The organism is Nonlabens agnitus, from assembly GCF_002994045.1.
In the GTDB taxonomy this organism is placed as follows: domain Bacteria; phylum Bacteroidota; class Bacteroidia; order Flavobacteriales; family Flavobacteriaceae; genus Nonlabens; species Nonlabens agnitus.
On the sequence record NZ_MQUC01000003.1, the window covers coordinates 868,368 to 887,135 of the forward strand.

Here is an 18,768-nt window from a genome sequence, read left to right on the forward strand (position 1 = left end):
GTCACTCTAGGCTTGAGAAATCTAGAGTACTATTGGTTGGTTAGTTTAGGAATGCCTGATTCGCAAGAGTCAGGCATTTTTTTGTTTTGAAATGAACCTACCGATATAGTAGTCTACAATTTCAAATATAGATGTGGTATATACAAGTTTTGCAATTGCGCAGGATTCTTTTGAGCATCATCTAAAAAAGCCGCGACCTTATTTAAAGGTCGCGGCTTTGCAAATTAATGTGGTGCTATGATTACTCTATAACTCCTAAAGTATATAGTCTCTCTAGAGTAGGAGATGGGCTTCCACCAGCTTTTTCTAGAGTAATACCAAAGGCTTGCGTATCAAAAGAGTTTTCAAATTCAATGAACTTTTGATCATTCATGGCCATCACACCTAGACTAGTAGGAGTCAATGGATTTAGTGTTAAGGACCATAATTGATAAGTCATATCCTCTGGAGCTTCTGGCAACCCAGAAACATCTACGTAAGTTTTATCTCTAACCGGATTGTGAAACGCAACAGCGCTAGTGTTGGCATAATCACCTTGACCAGCAAGATTGACTTTAACGGTGTTTTTATCTTTAATAAATGCAAGAGCTTCTTGATAATCAGCATTGAGTTCGTCAAGTTGTTCTAACTCATTATTTAGTATGTTGTTGGTACGCTCCGTATCAACCAGCTGTTCATTAAGGTTTGTATTTTCACGGAAGAAGTACCCAGCTCCAATAAAGAGCAATACGGCAGCTGCCCATCCTAGATATTGACTCCAGTTGATGGAATCATCCTCATCACGACCTTGTTCCTTTATATATCTGCGTAGGTTCTCATAAATTTTGACCTCGTCAATTTTAGGAGATATTCCAGCAGCAAGTTTAAAGTAAGCATCCTCGATTTGCTGAACTTCTAATTGAAGCTCATCACTCTCGTTGATCTGCTTTGAGATCTCTCTAGAACGCTCACGTGACAATACACCACAAACGTACGCCTCTAGATCTCCGCTATTTTTTAATTCTTCTAACGTCATTAGTTGATCATCATTTCTCGTAAATTATTCAGACACCTTCTGTGTCTGGTCTTTAATGTGCCAGATGGCATATCCAGCTCTTTAGCTCCATCCTTAAAGGTGAATCCTTTAAAGAAAATAATATCGATGATTTTTACACACATGGGCTCTAGTTTTTCCACCCATTGTTTGATAAACATTCCATCTGTTTGATCATCGAGATTTTCATTGGACACTATAACATCTACGAAATTATCGGTACTTAAGTTTTTGAGGCTGTTTTTATGATTTTTACTGCGCAAGTAATCTATTGATGCATTACGAGCTATATTGAGCGTCCAGGTAAAAAACCTTCCAGAGGATTTATCATAGCTATTTGCATTTTTCCAAATTTTAATAAATACATCTTGTAGAATCTCTTGTGCAACATCTTCATTTTTTACAATCGCAAAGATGACTCCATGCAATGCCTTGTGATATCGTTCATATATTCTATTAAAAGCGACCTCGCTGCCTTCTTGTAAGCGAGCAATTAATAGATCTGGTTGTGCATTCATAATGTATTTTAAGGATTTTTAAAGATGCAAAAAAAAATCTACAAGCTAGAGACTTGTAGATTTCTTATTTTCAGGATAGGAAGTACTTATTCAATCACGCCGCATGCGACTCTTGCGCCAGCTGCACCACTAGGTTGTGATGTGAAATCGTCTGCAGTTGCGTGTACGATAACACCTTTGCCTACGATGTTTTTAGTTTCGTCATCACAGCCTATACACCATTGGTCCGTCGAAAACTTAAGGACAGCTGTACCTTCTTCATCTGCTTCAAGGTTTCCTATATCGCCCATGTGGTAGCTACCATCACCCCAATCGCCGTGCTCATCTGATGTAGGATTCCAGTGGCCACCTGCGCTTGAACCGTCCATGGCGCTACAATCCCCATTTTCATGAATATGGATCGCATGTGTCCCAGCTGCAGTAAACCCTGTTAGGTTTGCACTCATAGTGACCACACCATTTTCTTCTACAAACGATATAGATCCAGTTACGTTGCTTTCACTTTTGGATCCCATAGGCACTACGATCGATTTTTTTTCATCCATGCCTTCGTTATCCATTTCGTCGTTCATTTCAACTTCTTCAGTATCCATGTTGTTTTCGTCCATTGCGTCGCTTTCTTTTTCTTTACAAGAGACTGTGAAAACTAATGCCATGATCATGATGGCTACGTTTAATTTTTTCATTTGATTTTTTTTAGTGATTAGATTTGATGGTTAAAGTTAGTCAAGTGCTTTACCACGACCAACCATTTCACAATTCTTTAAAAATCAATTCATTTTAATAGGGTAGTAGTTTCTCAAACCTGATGGGGTTGAGGTTTCCCATTTTCAGATTCTCCATCGCGTTGAGCGCCACATCGACTCTTTTTTGCGAATCCTTGATGCCATAAATCATGAAAATGATGTTGCGTTGTTTACCAGGCAATAGGGATTCAAAGATTTCATAAGCTTCATAATCACTTAATAGAACCGCTTCCAATTCTTCCGTCATTGGCGCTTGATACTTGCTGGTATCTTCTTTCATGGTGACGTTGACGGTATTGCCTTCTTCTATTGCTAAGGCTTTTTTGTTTGCCTTAGAGAGCATCAAGTATTTGATACCCTTTCTTTTGATAACGCCAGCATAGAGCGTCATTTCCTTTCCTGAAACGATTAAATCTGCTACGACTCTTTTGATTTTTGCTGATTCAAGCTGTTCTGAAATATCCTCTGGTATGATCAAGGCGCCAACCCAACCATTATGCGTCAATGTGGTTTCAAAAGTGAAGATCATAACAGGTGTGTGATCACTTGAGTTTTGGAATGTAGGGTTCTATGCACGGGACATTTATCGGCTATTTCCAGTAGTTTTTTAATTTGGTGATCCTCCAGTTCTTTAGGGAATTTGATGTGTCTTGTGAAGGTGTCAATTTTGGAGCTATTGTCCTCGCAGTTTTCACAGTCAGCGGCATGTTGCTTGTCATACGTCACATGACATTCTACATCTTCCACGTGCCATTTTTTGCGCTTGGAATACATCTGTATCGTCATCACGGTACAGGCCGCTAGTCCGCTGGATAATAAATCGTATGGAGTAGGACCGTAGTCATTTCCTTTAATTTCTAGCGGCTCATCCACGGTTAAGTAATGTTTTCCAGCTTTAACTTGGGTAGTGAAACCATCTGCGGCATTAAGACTTGCAGCTATTTCATGTCGGGATTTAATGGTTTTTATTTCTGGTAGTTCCAGATAACGACTGGCCCAACCCGCAATCACATTGCCTACATAATGACTGTCTTCCTTGTTGGTAAGAAGATGGTCTGCACCATCTAGACTTAAAAAGCTTTTGGGATGGATCGCGGCGTGATACAATCGTTCTGCATGCTGTATTCCAACCGTGTTATCCTGTGGTGAATGGCAAATTAATAGAGGTTTGCGCATATCTCTCAAGGTTTGCGTCAACATCTGTTCATCCACATCGCGCAGGAATTGCTCCTTGATTTTAAACGGGCGACCGCTCAATTCTACCACGGCTTCTCCATTTTCAATAATGGCTTCAATTTGATCGCCAAAAAGGTGTTTCACATGCTTTGTGTCGCTAGGTGTTCCAATAGTTGCTACAGCTTGAATGGATTCCGCTTTCGCGGAAGCGAAAATTATAGCAGCACCACCTAAGGAATGTCCTATGGCGAGTGATGGTGCTTTATGATGAGTCGACAGGTAATCTATGGCGGCCAGTAGATCCTCGACATTGCCAGAGAAATTTGTGTCCCCAAAATCACCGTCAGAATCGCCCAAACCTGTAAAGTCAAACCTGAGCACGCCAAAACCCGAAGATGTCAAGGCTCGCGTGATATTGCGGGTCGCCGTAAAGTTTTTACTACAGGTGAAACAATGTGCAAAAACCGCATAATTATGCGGTTTTTGATCAACAGGTAGTTCCAGGCGACCACTTAGTTCATAGCCATCTGCATTCTGGAAGGTGATTTTTTCCATTTTCATAGGCTACTATTCCCAAAGGTTGATCTGGACATTTTTCATTTCGTTTTTGTAGGGCTCCCATGTCTGGTCCAGCCACTGTTGCGTTTCGGTCATGGCTTTGTTGGCAGCTTGCTGGGCTTGCTCGAACAACTGGCTTTCCGTTTTAGTTTGTGGACCTTGACGGCTATCGATGTACCCACGTGCGCTACCTATACGTTGAGTAACGGTAACCTCTGGATTGCGTGTGATTCCTTGACGTTCATCAATTGATCCAAAGTATTTTGCCTGTTCCTTTTCAATGGCTTTGATAATGGAATCTGTGGTTTTTATTTGTTCTTCATATGCTTTTTTATCTTTTTCTTTAAGCATCTCATTAAAAGTGGTGGCCGTTTTTTTGTTTTCGGCAAGTTTTTGAGTGATGTCATAAACCTCTTGGGTCAACGCTTCCAGCTTTTTCATGGCGTCGTATTTTGCCTTACGGTCTGCTGCGGTCAATTCATCCACTCGTGGGTCATCCTCAACCGTAATCATGGTTTCACTAGTGACATCTCCATATTCCATCACTGCTTTATAGGTTCCTGGCAATACATCTACACCAGCATTTTCTCTTTTGCTCTTATTGATATTGCGCGATGGATAATTGCCACCTTTCTCGCGCAGTCTCCAGCTCCATTGATAGATTCCTGTTTCTTTGGGAACTTTGGATTCCAAGGTCCTGATCAAACGGTCACCATCGTATATCTTAAGGCGTATGGTGTCTCTTGCCGTGCTATCCACCTGCTTGGAAAGTTCTTTGTCAAAGTAATATTTGAAAGATCCTGAGCTGCCGCGGTTCTCACCTTGATAAATGGCATCACCACCAAAACGGCTTCCGGTAGGTTGTTGATATCTTGCTTGATAAGCGATAGGCGGCTCAAATAATTTGATGGGTTGATCGTATTTCGCTTTCGCGGAAGCAATGTCCTTCAAAGGTCTAATATCATCCAAAACCCATGCGGCACGTCCAAAGGTTCCTATAACTAGATCCTGTTCTCTAGGATGAATCACTAGATCCTTTACAGAAACCGTAGGGAATCCATTGGTGTATTTTACCCAATTCTCACCAGCATCAATCGAGATGTAAAGTCCATCGTCTGTACCAAGGAACATGAGATTGTTCTGGTCTGGAGCCTCGATTATGCTTAACGTATAGCTTTCTACATCGTCTGCATCTACAATGCGTTTCCAGCTCTTACCATAATCTGTGGTACGGTAGGCATAAGGCTCGTAATTAAATCTGCGGTAGTCGTTTGCAACAAGTAGGGCATGACCTTTTTTTGTTGCAGATGCTTTGATTTGTGCAATCCAGCTTCCTTCAGGCAGGCCTTTAAGTCCTTTACTAATGTCTGTCCAGCTGCCGCCGCCATCTTTAGTAACATGAACGCGACCGTCGTCAGATCCTGTATAAATAATATTGCGCTCTGCGGCGCTAGGTTCGATGACAAGCAGTGTGGTATGATTTTCTGCTCCAGTGGCATCCATGGTCAATCCACCAGATTCTCCTTGTTTTTGCTTTTCAGGATCGTTAGTGGTCAAATCTGGACTGATCACGGTCCAAGTCAAACCTTTGTCAGTGGACTTATGTACGAACTGGCTCCCAAAATACAGCGTACTGCTATCAAATGGATCGATGTTTATTGCCGAATTCCAGTTGAATCGCAATGCAACATCTGGATCTGGATGTGTAGGTTTAACGCTGTAGTTATTTCCTGTCTGCCAGTCAAATCGTTGCACAGAGCCTTGCTGACTCATGGAGTATCCAAAACGACTGTTGTCTGGATCTGGAACCACGTCAAAACCATCGCCAAAGCTAATTTCCTGCCAGTAGCTATTTCTTATTCCTTGATCGCGCCAGGTATAGGCAGGACCACGCCAGCTACCGTTATCTTGCATACCGCCATAAACATTGTAGGGTATATCCATATCTACATTAATATGGTAAAATTGTGCAACCGGTAAGTTGCCTATGAATCTCCAGGATTTACCTCTATCTCGAGTGATGTTCAAACCACCGTCATTACCGTCAATCATAAACGAGCCATCTTCTGGATGTATGTACCAGGCATGGTGGTCTGGATGCACACCATTGTTAGCGCCGTAAGCTGGCATTAATTGTTCAAAGTTTTTACCACCATCTTCAGAAACGTTGACGTAGGTAAACACAGAATAAACTCGGTTCTCATTAATGGGATCTACATAGATTTCAGAATAATAGAAAGGTCTGTTACCTATGTCGCTCTTGTCATTAATTTTCTTCCAGTTAAAACCACCATCTTCACTTTTGTAAAGTGCATTCTTTTTGGCTTCAACCAGAGCATAAATAATATCTGGATTGCTGCGAGCTATGGCAACACCTATGCGTCCCAACTCACCGCCTGGAAGACCTTCCTTATCGGTCATTTTTTTCCAGTTTGCACCACCATCGTGAGTGATATAAAGACCAGAACCTTCACCTCCAGATTTAAAGAACCATGGATCACGCTTGTGTTCCCACATCGCTGCAATTAGTTTATTAGGGTTGCTAGGATCCATCACTAGATCTGCCGCACCAGACTTGTCGTTGGTGTATAAAACCTTGTTCCAGGTCTTCCCGCCATCTGTGGTTTTGAATACACCACGTTCTGGATGCTCGCCCCATGGAGAGCCTATGGCTGCGGCATAAACAACATCTGGATTTGTAGGGTCAATGATCACTCTATGAATGTGTCGTGTCTTCTCGAGACCCATAGATTGCCAGGATTTTCCAGCATCTAGCGATTTGAAGATCCCATAACCACCATTGAGCGAGTTACGAGGATTTCCTTCTCCTGTTCCAGCCCAGATAACGCTAGGATTAGACTGCTGTATTGCAACTGCACCTATGGAAGCCGTGACTTGATCGTCAAAAATGGGTTCCCAAGCGATGCCACCACTTTCAGATTTCCACAAACCACCACTGGCAGTACCTGCATAGATGATGTCTGGGTTACTTTCTACCACATCGATGGCAGTAACACGGCCCGACATGCCGCCAGGTCCTATGTTTCTAGGTTTGAGATTTTTAACCAGATCCAGATCTAGCTTTTGTGAAACGGCCAGTAAAGGCAACAATAGAAGTAGTAAAAATGTGTAATTCTTCATGAAACTAAATTAAGTTCCTAAAGATATGAATTGATTTTCGCTTTCGCGAAAGCGAATCTACCTCAAATCAATTCCTTTATACGATCAAAGGTTTTATAAGCAGAATTTACAGCACCTTCCATATAACCCGGAAGGACAGCACTGGTTTCAGAACCAGCCATGATCAAACTGTTGTTGTTAAAACTGGACCTTAAAATAGGATGACCGTTATGCTGGTGCGGTGGCAGATTCATGGTCCCTGCAGAAGCGGTAAACGGCTCTTCATTCCAGGCATATTCCTCATAGGAAACATGATCCATGACAGGTTTCCCTAAAAAGGAACTTAACTGCTCCAATACTTGATCCTTGCGTGTCGCTTTATCCATGGCGCTCACTTGCGGATTCAAAAATCCCATGATGGCAAAGCGGTCGCCGGTCTGATTTGAATAATCATACACCTCGCTTGCCGCTGAAAAGTTGCTAAACGCGGTTACCGGAATGTTGAGTTCTTTCCAAAAAGCGGTTTTAAAACCCAAACCAAACTTAATGCTGCCTTGCATCCAGGTATGTGTATTTCTGGCTATTTCTAGATAGTCATCGGGAAGTCCTGGATTATAAGTCAACTCGCATGCCAGTGCTGGTGGTAATGTATTGATGACTATGTCTGCGTCATAAAATCCATTAGTGGTCTGAATGGTATATTTGGAATAGCGATAGGCGATGTTGATTACTTGAGAATCTAATTTGATTTTATCTGGGTTTAATTGGGACGCCAGCGAGAGAGTCAAATTGGTTGTACCACCATGAATTCGATAACTGGTCTGTTGCTGCTCTGGGATTTCAATTTGTTGAAAAGCCTGGTTGGGACTCGGCTGATACCACACTTTATTACCCATTTCTTGAGGAAAAGAAAGAAGTTCAAGTTCTTTCAAAAGCCCTATCAATTGTGGGTTGTAATCCCAAAACCATGCGGCGCCTAGATCTACCGGTATGTGGTTACCAGACATTTTTGTAAAAATACGGCCGCCTAGTCGTGGTCTTGCCTCCAGAACGTGGAAATCAATTCCAGCCTTATTTAAGAGATAAGCCAGTGTCAAGCCTGTAAGACCACCACCGATTATAGATACTTTTGAATGCATAAAAAAGCCTTTGGGAAATTCCAAAGGCTGCAAAGATACGTTGTGATACAGCTTACTTTATAGGCAGCGTGGTATCTTCCTTCCACATTTCATTACCCAGTGGCTTGAAATCATTACTGTCCATAAATTCAAGGTTTTGAACACTTAGTGAAATATCAGTTGGTCTCCAGATACTTCCATTAATGGATATATCGTTAAGGCACGCTCTCAACAAAGGTTCATCAGGATCGCCTAAAACTCCAAGGTTACCGAAATCCTCTCGTAAAGCAATATCAGGAGCAAGACCGTCAAAGTAATCTGTGTTTCCTATGCTGTTAAGACTTTTTAGTACTAATGGCTGCATTGCATAACGATGTGAAGTATTTGCTCCAGAACGTCCAAAATCCTCGCTGTCGTACAAAGTAATGCTTGCCTGAAACTTACCTGCCGTTTCATCACCTACTTGAACCACATTGATATAAGGATCCAAGGCGTTGATCACCAATTCGCTAGCACTGGCGCTACTTGAGGTAGTAATGATGTGCACCTTATTAAGACCTAATCGATTGAGATTATTACCATCAAAAGTGGTGTTTCTAAAGAAATTGGTCAATTGATCAGGATTGTTGTTTTGGAGAAATTCCTGTACTTCAGGATTCCATTGTTCTCTGGAATATACATCAGTGGTAGGGTTGTTAGTGATGAGACTTCCCAGTGTGATAGCGGTATTGACACTACCACCGCTATTGTATCTAAGATCCAGAACAAGATTGGTAACACCTTGTGCTTTAAAATCTGCAAATACAGCATTGAGATTATCGTCATATTGCCTCAAGAAACTATTGTAAAGTAGGTAGCCTATTTTAGCATTACCTTGAGTGATGACTTTACTCACTAGAATTGGGTCTTCCTGTAGCTGTGTTTTTGAAAGTGTTATTTCGTCTCCATTGGCAACAGGATTACCACCATTAAAATCAGCTAGGCCTATGGTATAGGTGTTTTGTGCTAACAATGTTCTAAAATTAGTGTCATTCAATTGAATGCCATCAATCGCATTAAAGATCTGACCACGCTCGACACCTTTATTATCAGCATCAGAATTGGGCAACACATAACGTAGATAACCAAAAACTTGGCTTTGATTACCTTGATATCTAACTAAACCGAATTCCATACCATTGTTCAGAGTGTTTCCTGACAGTGCCTGTTCTAAGGCAACGTAATCACTGACTACGATGCTGAAAGGATCTGTACGCTCGCGGTCAAAGATTAAGGATTCAAAAAAGGATTCTGGTGAATCAAATTGGGAATGATAATTTTCCAACTCTGCTGTTGTTGCAAAACGGTCATTATCTAATACATCCACATTAGGTTTATATAAGTAGAAGGTATTCATGCCTCGATAGATAAAGTTCTTTACTATTCTATCGCTGGCAAATTGATCATCATTATCTTCTGCACAACTGGATAGGATTCCCATGCTGGCGATAATGATAAATAGGGATTTGAAAAGTTTCATAAAGGGAAAATATATAGAGCTAAAAATAATCAATGTCCTTTACAGACATCATAAATCACTTAAGTAATGCACAAATCATGCTACATATCGATGCTTTAGGAAAAAAATGCAAGGCTTTTGTAACAACTCGATAGTAGGCTCGTCATGAAAATAGAACCGCAGGAATGAATCAACCAACTTTCATAGCGACCTTCAAAGAAGTACAGCAAAAAATGTATTTCCTATCCCGCAGATTGCTCACCTCGCATGAAGAGGCTGCAGATGCTGTACAGGAAACCATGTTGAAGCTTTGGGAAAAGCGATCTGATATCAAAGACATCAATAATAAGGAAGCCTATGCGATGCAGATGGTGAAGAATTATTCCCTAGATAGATTAAAGAGTAAACAGGCCAGTCATTTAAAGATTGTACACAGCAATTATGAGTCTGCAGACCGCAATGCACAGGATGAACTGGAAAGAGAGTCGCAGGTAAGCATGGTGAGAAAAATGATTGCAGGCCTGCCAGAGAATTATAGAACCATACTGCACTTGCGTGATATTGAGCATTACGATTATGAAGCCATCGAGCGTATTATGGACATGAAGTCCACCGCAGTACGAGTCAATTTGAGCAGGGCACGCAAGTTGCTCAAGAAAAAAATAGAAGAAGCATATAAAACCGAAATAGCATGAACAAGCTACTGGAAAAATATTGGGAAGGCGAGACCAGCCTTCAAGAAGAGCAGGATTTAAGAGATTATTTCAAAAGTGATCGTGTGTCTCAGGAGCACTTGGTCTACAAAGGTCTGTTTCATAGTTATGAGATGGAGAAGAGCATTGATGATGGTGGTTTTGACGCTTTCGCGAAAGTGAAATCAAAACAGCTCCACAACAAAAAATTCAATCGCAGGACCTGGACCGGCATTGCGGTAGCCGCGAGTGTTTCCCTAATGGTAGCTGTAGGTTCAGGCCTATATGATCATTCAAACGACGCTGATTTGGGAACCTATGAATCTCCAGAAGAAGCCTATGAAGCAACCGTGGCAGCCCTTGAATTAGTGTCCAGTAAATTCAACAAAGGCAAACAAAACTTGCAACCCATTACCCAAATAAATAAACAAACCGCACAGGTTTTTAATATCAACCAAGATTAATTTTTAAAAACAAAACGATGAAAAAGATAATAACCCTAGTCCTGTTTTTTGCACTTGCAATAACAGCAAACGCCCAGAATTTTGACGAAGTGGGCAATTTAAAGCACGTGTCAGAAACTAGAGTGACCAGTGCCATGTTCAAAATGATCGCTGGAATAGACAGCGAGGACCCAGAATTTGCACAATTGATGAAAACCGTTGGTAACCTTAAAGATTTAAGGGTTTACACTACCGATGATATGAACTCTGCTCAAAAAATGAGAACATTTACAGACGGAATGATTGCCAAAAACAAGATGGAATTATTGATGAGCAATAAGGAAGATGGCCAGAAGTTCACCTTTCATATGCGCAAGGGCAACACTGATACTAAAATACGTGAACTGGTCATGTTCATGGAAGATGCAGATGGCAATAAAGCAGACACGGTTCTTCTAGTCATCACTGGAGACCTTGATCTTAACGAGATTGCTAGAATTACCCAAAAAATGAACATACCAGGCCAGAAGCAGATAGAAAAAGCAACGCAGAAATAAATAACCACCACCAAAAACTTTTATCATGAACAAGCTAATATTAAAAATTGTTGCCATATCACTAACAGTCATGGCGCTATTGACATCATGTAGTAACGAAGAATCACTTCAACAATTCTACGTTGACAGCGCAGAAAAAGATGGGTTTATCACCACAAGTATTCCTAAATCCATCCTAGGAGTCGATGCATCAAAATTTTCACCAGAGTCACGTGAGGCTTATGAATCCATAGAAAAGGTAAATCTTATTGCTTTACCGGCAAAAGATGATAATAAGGACTTGTACCTTACAGAATCGGCTAAACTGGATAAGATCTTTCAAAATGAGAAGTATGAATTACTGATGTCACACAGTAGTGATGGCGTAAAAATGAAGATGATGTTTGACGGTTCTCAAGATGCGATCGATGAGATCATTGTGTATGGCAGATCAGACGATATGGGATTAGGTGTCGCGAGAATTTTGGGAGATGATATGAATGTGAGCGAGATCATGTCCATGATTCAAGAAGTTGAGATTAAAGACATCAACATTCCAGGCCTAAAATCTATTATAGGTGAACTTGGTATGCCAGTAAAGGAAATGAAGATGGAAACAGAATAGATTACAACAGTCAAAGGATATTTGAAAAGGCTCTTGCGGTACTCGCAAGAGCCTTTTTGTTTTATCGCATTTTTAAATATTCCTAAGCTATAAACGTATATTTGCAGCCGCTTAAAAAAAGTCTTTTATGAAAGCAGGAATCGTAGGTCTTCCTAATGTAGGTAAGTCCACCTTGTTTAATTGTTTGTCTAATGCAAAGGCGCAAAGCGCCAACTTTCCATTTTGTACTATTGAACCTAATGTAGGTGTGGTAAATGTACCAGATCCACGATTAGAGAAGTTGGAGTCTCTTGTCAATCCAGAAAGAGTAGTGCCAGCAACTGTGGAAATCGTGGACATCGCAGGACTGGTTAAAGGAGCCAGTAAAGGAGAAGGATTAGGGAATCAGTTTTTGGGTAACATACGCGAGACAGATGCCATCATTCATGTCTTACGTTGTTTTGAGAATGATAATATTGTTCACGTTGATGGTAGCGTTGACCCAATTAGAGATAAGGAAACCATAGATATCGAACTTCAATTAAAGGACTTGGAGACCGTTGATAAGAAATTGGAGAAGGTCAAAAAGGCTGCGCGAACAGGCAACAAAGATGCCATTAAGGAAGATGAAGTACTTTCAGCTGTAAAGCGTGCGTTGGAATCGGGTAAATCTGTTCGTACGGTGCAAGTAGATGATACCGCAAGACAAGAATTTATAAAGCCTTTACAGTTCATTACAGACAAGCCTGTTTTGTATTTATGCAATGTGAACGACGATGCAGCGGTTGATGGTAATGAATATGTTGAAAAAGTAAGGGAACTTGTCAAGGATGAAAACGCCGAAGTTCTTGTACTTGCTGTGGGAACGGAAGCAGATATTACAGAGTTAGAGGATTATGAAGAGCGCAAGGAATTTCTATCTGACATGGGATTAGATGAGCCTGGTAGTGCAAAATTGATACGTTCTGCCTATAAGTTGCTTAATCAAGAAACCTATTTCACTGCAGGAGTTAAAGAAGTGAGAGCATGGACCATCAATGCCGGTTCAACTGCACCTCAAGCTGCAGGCGTTATACACACCGATTTTGAGAAAGGCTTCATACGCGCTGAGGTGATCAAATACGACACTTATGTGGAATATGGATCAGAGCAAAAAGTAAAGGAAGCTGGAAAACTTAAAGTAGAAGGAAAAGAATACATTGTACAGGATGGTGACATCATGCATTTCTTGTTCAATGTTTAATCACGAGTTATATTTGACGCTTTAAGTAGCGATCAAATCGGGATGTGGCGCAGTCTGGTAGCGTACACGGCTGGGGCCGTGTGGTCGCAGGTTCAAATCCTGTCATCCCGACAAATGAGGCTTTCAATGCCTATCAAATCATAGCAAATGCTATGATTTTTAGTTATTTGATTTTTAAGAACACCATCTAAATTGGCTATCTTCAATTTAAAGGTTACCTGTAAGGTGGCTTTTTTTGCTTATGAAAATGAGCGTATGTACCACTATTGCTGAATTTACATTGGTTTCAAATTTTTATTTTCAACAATTTTATGTGACCTAGAGTAATTTTTTAAGTACACTCTGCTACGAATCTTAATAAAATTATTACAGCTTCCACCCTTGGTATTTCAGACTATCTGTTAATACCCAACGGATTTTCCCAAGTCTCAGAATAAATGTAAAGTTTAAGTTGTAACACTAATCACTATTAATATTCGAGTTTTACCCTACTTAGGTCATGGAGGCGAGTAACTACATCAATTAAGTCAAGCCAAAACCGCTATAGATCCAAAAGCAGTGGATAATTGAAGGTAAAATATTTCCCGCAAGCAGCGTCAACACGCTATCCAAAATACGTCGCTAAAATATTATTTAGAATAAATACAAATAGCTTGGAAAGTACATTTCCGCTGTATAAATTCGCAGCCAAATTCAACTATATATAATTAGTCTAAATAAAAACAAATGAAAGTTCGTTCTAATTTCTCGTTATTATTAATACTGTTCTCTTTCATCTCTTACGCTCAAACTACCACCATCAGTGGAAGGTTAGTAGACAGTAACAATCAACCTTTATCTCTTGTTAATGTTTCGGTTTTGAATTCTACTGTTGGAAGTCAAAGTGATCGCAACGGTGACTTTAAGATCTCTGGGATAGGAGAAGGAACAATTACCTTACTATTCTCTTCGATTGGATACAAATCTCGAGAAATTCAAGTTTCTATTCAAGATAGTTCGCCCAAAGACTTAGGAACCATAGTCCTCTATGAAGGGAATGAAATTTTAGGCACAGTTACTTTAAACGGCGAACGTCGCAATAAGTTTTCCAGAAAAAAGAGTGCTTACGTGGCAAAGCTTCCTCTAAAGGATATAGAAAACACACAGGTATATAGCACAGTAACTTCTGAGTTGTTGGAGTCTCAAGTCGTGACCAACTTTGATGATGCCCTAAAAAATGCCACCGGCGTAGAGCAATTATGGACTTCCACAGGTCGTGGAGGTGATGGTGCTGGATATTATGCCTTACGAGGTTTTTCTCTGCAGCCGCAACTGGTTAATGGATTGCCAGGCTTGACAAATGGTACCATAAACCCTGCAAATATTGAACGTATTGAGGTGATTAAAGGTCCGTCAGCAACTTTATTCGGGAATGCAGTTTCTTCCTACGGCGGTTTAATTAACGTCGTAACAAAAAAACCTTATTCTGGAACCGGTGGAGAGCTTTCATTCACCTCTGGATCCTATGGTTTCAATCAAATTGTTGGTGATTTTAATACAAACCTTGACAGCAATGAGAATCTCTACTTCCGTTTGAATACTTCTTACAGTACTCAAGAATCGTTTCAGGATGCGGGATTTAGAAACTCCTTTTTTGTTGCACCTTCATTATCCTACCGTGTGAATAACAGGCTTTCGTTCTCATTCTATGGTGAGATTACCCAAGCCGAACAAACAAACCCTACATTTCTTTTTCTGAACAGAAATGCACCAACAGAATCAGCTAATCTTGAAGAGCTCAATTACAACAATAAACTTTCTTTTACCAGCAATGATTTAACTCTTACAAATCCTACTCAAAACTATCGCGTTGAAATGGATTACAAACTTTCTGACAACTGGCAGTCACAAACATTGCTTTCTAAAAGCGCCACTTCGACTCGCGGTTATTACTCCTATCTTTTTGAATTTGGCATTCTACCTGATGATACCTTTACCCGTTTCATTAGTAAACAGAACTCTCAAACTAATACTACAGACATTCAACAAAACTTCATAGGTAATTTCAACATTGATGGGAAACGTAACCGCATGGTCATTGGACTTGATTACCTTAATGTAAACACAACTGATAATAGCACGGGTTATGTGTTTTATGGGAATGTAACACCAGAAGGTGGGTTCAATGGCGACGATCCTTTTACACCTGATGTCGTAGAAGATGACTTGTTTCCATTATCCACTGCTGGCGTTGATGCCGCTCTTGAAAACACACCTGTTGGTAATAATAATTCAAAATATAGCATCTATAGCTTATATGTTTCTGATGTGGTCAATTTCACTCCTCAGTTATCCTTAATGCTTGGCTTAAGACTAGATCATTTTGATAATAATGGTGACATACTTACTGATGAAGATGATTTTAATCAAACCGCCTTATCACCTAAGTTAGGTGCGCTTTATCAAATCATTGACAATGAACTTTCGGTCTTTGCAAATTATCAAAATGGATTTAATAATGTAGCACCTCGTTTAGTCGGTGATCCTCAAGATGGCGCCCAAAGGTTACAAACCTTTGACCCAGAGCAGGCCAACCAGTTCGAGGCTGGTATTAAGTCCAGTTTATTTGACAATAGACTTGATGGGACACTTAGCTATTATAATATTACAGTTCAAGATAGGGTGATTCAAGATCCAGCAAACCCATTCAATTTTATCGCCAATGGAGAGGTAGTAAGTCAAGGAGTAGAATTGGAAATTAATGCCAACCCTATCAATGGACTTAACATTAGAGGTGGTTATAGCTACAATGACAGTGAAACCACTAGAACTGACGATCCTCTCATTTTAAATAAAAGACCTTTGGAGGCAGGACCAAAAAATCTATACAACTTCTGGGCTAGCTATGCTTTTCAAGATAACACATTACAAGGTTTCGGTGTTGGGTTTGGCTTCAACGGTGCTAGTGAGAGATTTGTGAAAAACTACACCACCACTGGTAATTTCACTTTGCCTTCATACACGGTTTACAATGCTTCAGCTTTTTATGAAGTCAACAAGTATCGTATCGCTTTAAAGGTTAATAACCTGACCAATTTAGAATACTACAAGGGTTGGACTACGATAAATCCACAACAACCACGTGCAGTGCTGGCAAACTTCACCTATAAGTTTTAGTAAGATCTCGCTTTCGCGAAAGCGATATCGCACCAAAACGGCAGTGGAACTTAAACCTACTTTTTAAGATGACTTTCAAACAAATAATCAGATCCATACACAAAATCCTAGGTCTTGCCAGTGGGACCGCGGTATTTATAGTGGCCATCACCGGTGCCTTGTGGGCTTTTAAAGATGAAGTCAAAGCCTTATCAGATGATTATAAATATGTAACGGTAAGGGATCAACCTGTCTTAACCCCAACGATGGTGAAAGAATTAGCTGCAGAAATGTATCCAGGAAAATCTCTACATGGGACGGTTTATAATGAACCAGGTGAATCTATAGAAGCCATTTTTTACCAAGAGTCACCTTTGTTTTATCGCAGCATTTTCCTAAATCCTTATACAGGTAAATTGCTACATACTGAAGATCATTTAACCGGATTTTTCGCTTGGGTACTGGATGGACATATGCATTTATGGTTACCTGATAAAATAGGAGAACAGGTGGTAGGAGTGGCTATTTTGATCTTTTTAATAATGTTGATTTCCGGTATCATTTTGTGGTGGCCTAAGCGGCGCAAAGGTTTGAAGCAAAGGCTAAGTTTTCAATGGAAGGATACCACAAGATGGAAGCGCAAGAACTTTGATCTTCATTCTATAGGCGGCTTTTACATATGCGTTTTTGCACTGATTTTTGCGGTTTCTGGCCTAGCTATGTCATACGATTGGTTTCAGGCAGGAATTTATAAAATATTGGGAGGTGAAAAAGAAGTGACCTTTATGATTCCAGATAGCCCATATGAGTTTTCCAATAAAGGAAATGTCCAGCCTATTGACCGATTGCTACCGCAGCTTTGGGAGCAATATCCAGAGGCAGACAATTTTGAAATTCATTATCCTCATGCGCCCACAAGTAGTATCTATGTGGAGGTCTCAAATACTGATGGGGTATATTACGACTCAGATTACCTATTCTTTGACCAGACAACCCTTGCACCGATAACCTCCAAAACAATTTATAGTACGTACAAGGATCTGGAGTTGTCTGATAAAATTTTGCGGATGAATTTTGATATACATGTCGGTGCAATTGCTGGTTTACCAGGTAAAATACTGGCCTTTTTGTTGAGTATTCTCATCGCAAGCCTTCCTGTCACTGGATTTCTTATATATTGGGAAAGTTCAAAAAGAAAGGCAAAAGGAGGTAGCAAGTGTTTTTTTGAAATCATTGCAAAATGGAATTATTTAATGTGTCCTGAAAGGCCGGTTAACCGCCTATTTTTAATGCTTTATTGTGAATCCAAGGTATTTAATTGAAAATTCTTTGATCACGAAAAAAAAGGGAACGCACTGTTTGTAACTGCTGGTAAAATTCGGAAGAAATTTTTTGAGCGCATATGCTAGCACATGCGAGAAATGTTCAACCTATTATCGTTTGATAAGGCAAGTGTAGATAAGCGACGTAAAAGAGCGGTAACAGCAACAATGTTCTACTGTTGTTTTATACTCTTCACGTTAATAAAAAACCAAAACCTTGAGATCGCAAAACCGTTAGTTGGCATCAGGCGTTTGTATGTGCAGATAACCTTAAAACAAAAAAATGAATTTCAAGAACATCTTAAGAGTAGGAATGCTGTCTGCAGCCATCGCTATCGTTTCCTGTGGACCTTCAAAAAGCATGGAAGGTGATAAAATGATGAACAACGAGAAAACCGTCATGGTTGGAGGCGCAGCGATGTATCCTTCTAAAAATATTGTCGAGAATGCCGTGAACTCAAAAGACCACACCACGCTGGTTGCTGCGGTTAAAGCGGCAGACCTAGTGGGTACGCTGCAAGGTGAAGGACCATTTACGGTTTTTGCACCTACTAATGCGGCATTTGACAAACTACCAACAGGCACGGTAGAAAGCCTTTTAAAGCCAGAAAGTAAATCCGCTCTTCAAGGAGTATTGACCTACCATGTGGTGGCAGGTAACTACAGCGCAAAAAAGATAATTGATGCCATCAATCAAAACAACGGATCCTTCACGGTCACCACGGTGAACGGTCAGGAACTTGAGGCGAGCTTAAAAGGTGGTAAAGTCATCTTGACAGATTCAAATGGGGGAACATCCACGGTTACGATTGCAGATGTAAACCAATCGAATGGAGTAATCCATGTAGTAGACACTGTGTTGCTTCCCGCATAAGGAATAGACTGCTTAGTTTTCATGTGAAAAGCCGCCTTTAAAAGGGCGGCTTTTTTATGATCGCTTTTTAATCTTAGGAGGTGTCGTTAAAGGCACAATCTTCTTTTTCCTTGAAATCAGAAGATGGGTGGAGATGATAATAAGCCCAAAAT

General features: G+C 40.4%; 16 protein-coding genes and 1 tRNA gene. 9 read left to right on the top strand and 8 right to left on the bottom strand.

What is annotated here, in order from left to right; translation table 11 throughout:
- Positions 1-241: 241 nt before the first annotated feature.
- From BST86_RS04060 to BST86_RS04095, 8 genes are all read right to left on the bottom strand, one after another.
- Positions 242-1,015 carry an anti-sigma factor gene (locus tag BST86_RS04060; protein ID WP_105982149.1) on the bottom strand — a complete coding sequence of 258 codons (774 nt, stop codon included), beginning with the start codon at positions 1,013-1,015 and terminating at the stop codon, positions 242-244.
- Positions 1,015-1,551 (bottom strand): RNA polymerase sigma factor, encoded by a 537-nt coding sequence (locus tag BST86_RS04065; RefSeq protein WP_055412597.1) that lies wholly within the window; start codon positions 1,549-1,551, stop codon positions 1,015-1,017. The genes BST86_RS04060 and BST86_RS04065 overlap by 1 nt, the downstream gene beginning before the upstream one ends.
- Before the next feature lie 86 nt (positions 1,552-1,637).
- Complete coding sequence (locus tag BST86_RS04070; RefSeq protein WP_105982150.1) at positions 1,638-2,237, bottom strand: superoxide dismutase family protein; 600 nt, start codon at positions 2,235-2,237, stop codon at positions 1,638-1,640.
- A 94-nt stretch (positions 2,238-2,331) separates the two neighbouring features.
- Positions 2,332-2,826 (bottom strand): YdeI/OmpD-associated family protein, encoded by a 495-nt coding sequence (locus BST86_RS04075; protein WP_105982151.1) that lies wholly within the window; start codon positions 2,824-2,826, stop codon positions 2,332-2,334.
- Positions 2,823-4,034: a bifunctional alpha/beta hydrolase/OsmC family protein gene (locus tag BST86_RS04080; RefSeq protein WP_105982152.1), complete on the bottom strand. Its 1,212-nt coding sequence runs from the start codon at positions 4,032-4,034 to the stop codon at positions 2,823-2,825. Before BST86_RS04080 ends, BST86_RS04075 begins: the two co-directional genes overlap by 4 nt.
- Before the next feature lie 6 nt (positions 4,035-4,040).
- A complete protein-coding gene (locus BST86_RS04085) occupies positions 4,041-7,172 on the bottom strand; it encodes a WD40/YVTN/BNR-like repeat-containing protein (RefSeq protein WP_105982153.1) in 3,132 nt (1,043 codons plus the stop codon).
- Between the two features lie 62 nt (positions 7,173-7,234).
- On the bottom strand, positions 7,235-8,290 hold the full coding sequence (locus tag BST86_RS04090) for a flavin monoamine oxidase family protein (RefSeq protein ID WP_146126703.1): 1,056 nt from the start codon (positions 8,288-8,290) through the stop codon (positions 7,235-7,237).
- Between the two features lie 52 nt (positions 8,291-8,342).
- Positions 8,343-9,788 (bottom strand): S41 family peptidase, encoded by a 1,446-nt coding sequence (locus tag BST86_RS04095; protein ID WP_105982155.1) that lies wholly within the window; start codon positions 9,786-9,788, stop codon positions 8,343-8,345.
- A 164-nt stretch (positions 9,789-9,952) separates the two neighbouring features.
- Here BST86_RS04095 and BST86_RS04100 point away from each other — a divergent pair, with 164 nt between their 5' ends.
- The 9 genes from BST86_RS04100 (at position 9,953) to BST86_RS04140 (ending at position 18,616) form a co-directional block, all read left to right on the top strand.
- On the top strand, positions 9,953-10,462 hold the full coding sequence (locus BST86_RS04100; RefSeq protein ID WP_105982156.1) for an RNA polymerase sigma factor: 510 nt from the start codon (positions 9,953-9,955) through the stop codon (positions 10,460-10,462).
- A complete protein-coding gene (locus tag BST86_RS04105; protein ID WP_105982157.1) occupies positions 10,459-10,923 on the top strand; it encodes a hypothetical protein in 465 nt (154 codons plus the stop codon). Before BST86_RS04100 ends, BST86_RS04105 begins: the two co-directional genes overlap by 4 nt.
- 17 nt (positions 10,924-10,940) lie before the next feature.
- Positions 10,941-11,459 carry a DUF4252 domain-containing protein gene (locus tag BST86_RS04110; protein ID WP_105982158.1) on the top strand — a complete coding sequence of 173 codons (519 nt, stop codon included), beginning with the start codon at positions 10,941-10,943 and terminating at the stop codon, positions 11,457-11,459.
- 25 nt (positions 11,460-11,484) lie between these two features.
- Positions 11,485-12,063, top strand: coding sequence for a DUF4252 domain-containing protein (locus BST86_RS04115; RefSeq protein ID WP_105982159.1), 579 nt, complete (start codon positions 11,485-11,487; stop codon positions 12,061-12,063).
- 127 nt (positions 12,064-12,190) lie between these two features.
- Positions 12,191-13,285: a redox-regulated ATPase YchF gene (ychF, locus tag BST86_RS04120; RefSeq protein ID WP_105982160.1), complete on the top strand. Its 1,095-nt coding sequence runs from the start codon at positions 12,191-12,193 to the stop codon at positions 13,283-13,285.
- A gap of 38 nt (positions 13,286-13,323) precedes the next feature.
- Positions 13,324-13,396 (top strand) — tRNA-OTHER (locus BST86_RS04125).
- A 615-nt stretch (positions 13,397-14,011) separates the two neighbouring features.
- Positions 14,012-16,441, top strand: a complete 2,430-nt coding sequence (locus BST86_RS04130) for a TonB-dependent receptor (RefSeq protein ID WP_105982161.1) — start codon at positions 14,012-14,014, stop codon at positions 16,439-16,441.
- 68 nt (positions 16,442-16,509) lie between these two features.
- On the top strand, positions 16,510-17,742 hold the full coding sequence (locus tag BST86_RS04135) for a PepSY-associated TM helix domain-containing protein (RefSeq protein ID WP_105982162.1): 1,233 nt from the start codon (positions 16,510-16,512) through the stop codon (positions 17,740-17,742).
- 283 nt (positions 17,743-18,025) lie between these two features.
- On the top strand, positions 18,026-18,616 hold the full coding sequence (locus BST86_RS04140) for a fasciclin domain-containing protein (RefSeq protein ID WP_105982163.1): 591 nt from the start codon (positions 18,026-18,028) through the stop codon (positions 18,614-18,616).
- Positions 18,617-18,768: the final 152 nt, after the last annotated feature.

Coding starts and splice junctions, on each gene's coding strand:
- BST86_RS04060 (WP_105982149.1), bottom strand. CDS start 1,015: ATGACGTTAGAAGAATTAAAAAATAGCGGAGATCTAGAGGCGTACGTT.
- BST86_RS04065 (WP_055412597.1), bottom strand. CDS start 1,551: ATGAATGCACAACCAGATCTATTAATTGCTCGCTTACAAGAAGGCAGC.
- BST86_RS04070 (WP_105982150.1), bottom strand. CDS start 2,237: ATGAAAAAATTAAACGTAGCCATCATGATCATGGCATTAGTTTTCACA.
- BST86_RS04075 (WP_105982151.1), bottom strand. CDS start 2,826: ATGATCTTCACTTTTGAAACCACATTGACGCATAATGGTTGGGTTGGC.
- BST86_RS04080 (WP_105982152.1), bottom strand. CDS start 4,034: ATGAAAATGGAAAAAATCACCTTCCAGAATGCAGATGGCTATGAACTA.
- BST86_RS04085 (WP_105982153.1), bottom strand. CDS start 7,172: ATGAAGAATTACACATTTTTACTACTTCTATTGTTGCCTTTACTGGCC.
- BST86_RS04090 (WP_146126703.1), bottom strand. CDS start 8,290: ATGCATTCAAAAGTATCTATAATCGGTGGTGGTCTTACAGGCTTGACA.
- BST86_RS04095 (WP_105982155.1), bottom strand. CDS start 9,788: ATGAAACTTTTCAAATCCCTATTTATCATTATCGCCAGCATGGGAATC.
- BST86_RS04100 (WP_105982156.1), top strand. CDS start 9,953: ATGAATCAACCAACTTTCATAGCGACCTTCAAAGAAGTACAGCAAAAA.
- BST86_RS04105 (WP_105982157.1), top strand. CDS start 10,459: ATGAACAAGCTACTGGAAAAATATTGGGAAGGCGAGACCAGCCTTCAA.
- BST86_RS04110 (WP_105982158.1), top strand. CDS start 10,941: ATGAAAAAGATAATAACCCTAGTCCTGTTTTTTGCACTTGCAATAACA.
- BST86_RS04115 (WP_105982159.1), top strand. CDS start 11,485: ATGAACAAGCTAATATTAAAAATTGTTGCCATATCACTAACAGTCATG.
- ychF (WP_105982160.1), top strand. CDS start 12,191: ATGAAAGCAGGAATCGTAGGTCTTCCTAATGTAGGTAAGTCCACCTTG.
- BST86_RS04130 (WP_105982161.1), top strand. CDS start 14,012: ATGAAAGTTCGTTCTAATTTCTCGTTATTATTAATACTGTTCTCTTTC.
- BST86_RS04135 (WP_105982162.1), top strand. CDS start 16,510: ATGACTTTCAAACAAATAATCAGATCCATACACAAAATCCTAGGTCTT.
- BST86_RS04140 (WP_105982163.1), top strand. CDS start 18,026: ATGAATTTCAAGAACATCTTAAGAGTAGGAATGCTGTCTGCAGCCATC.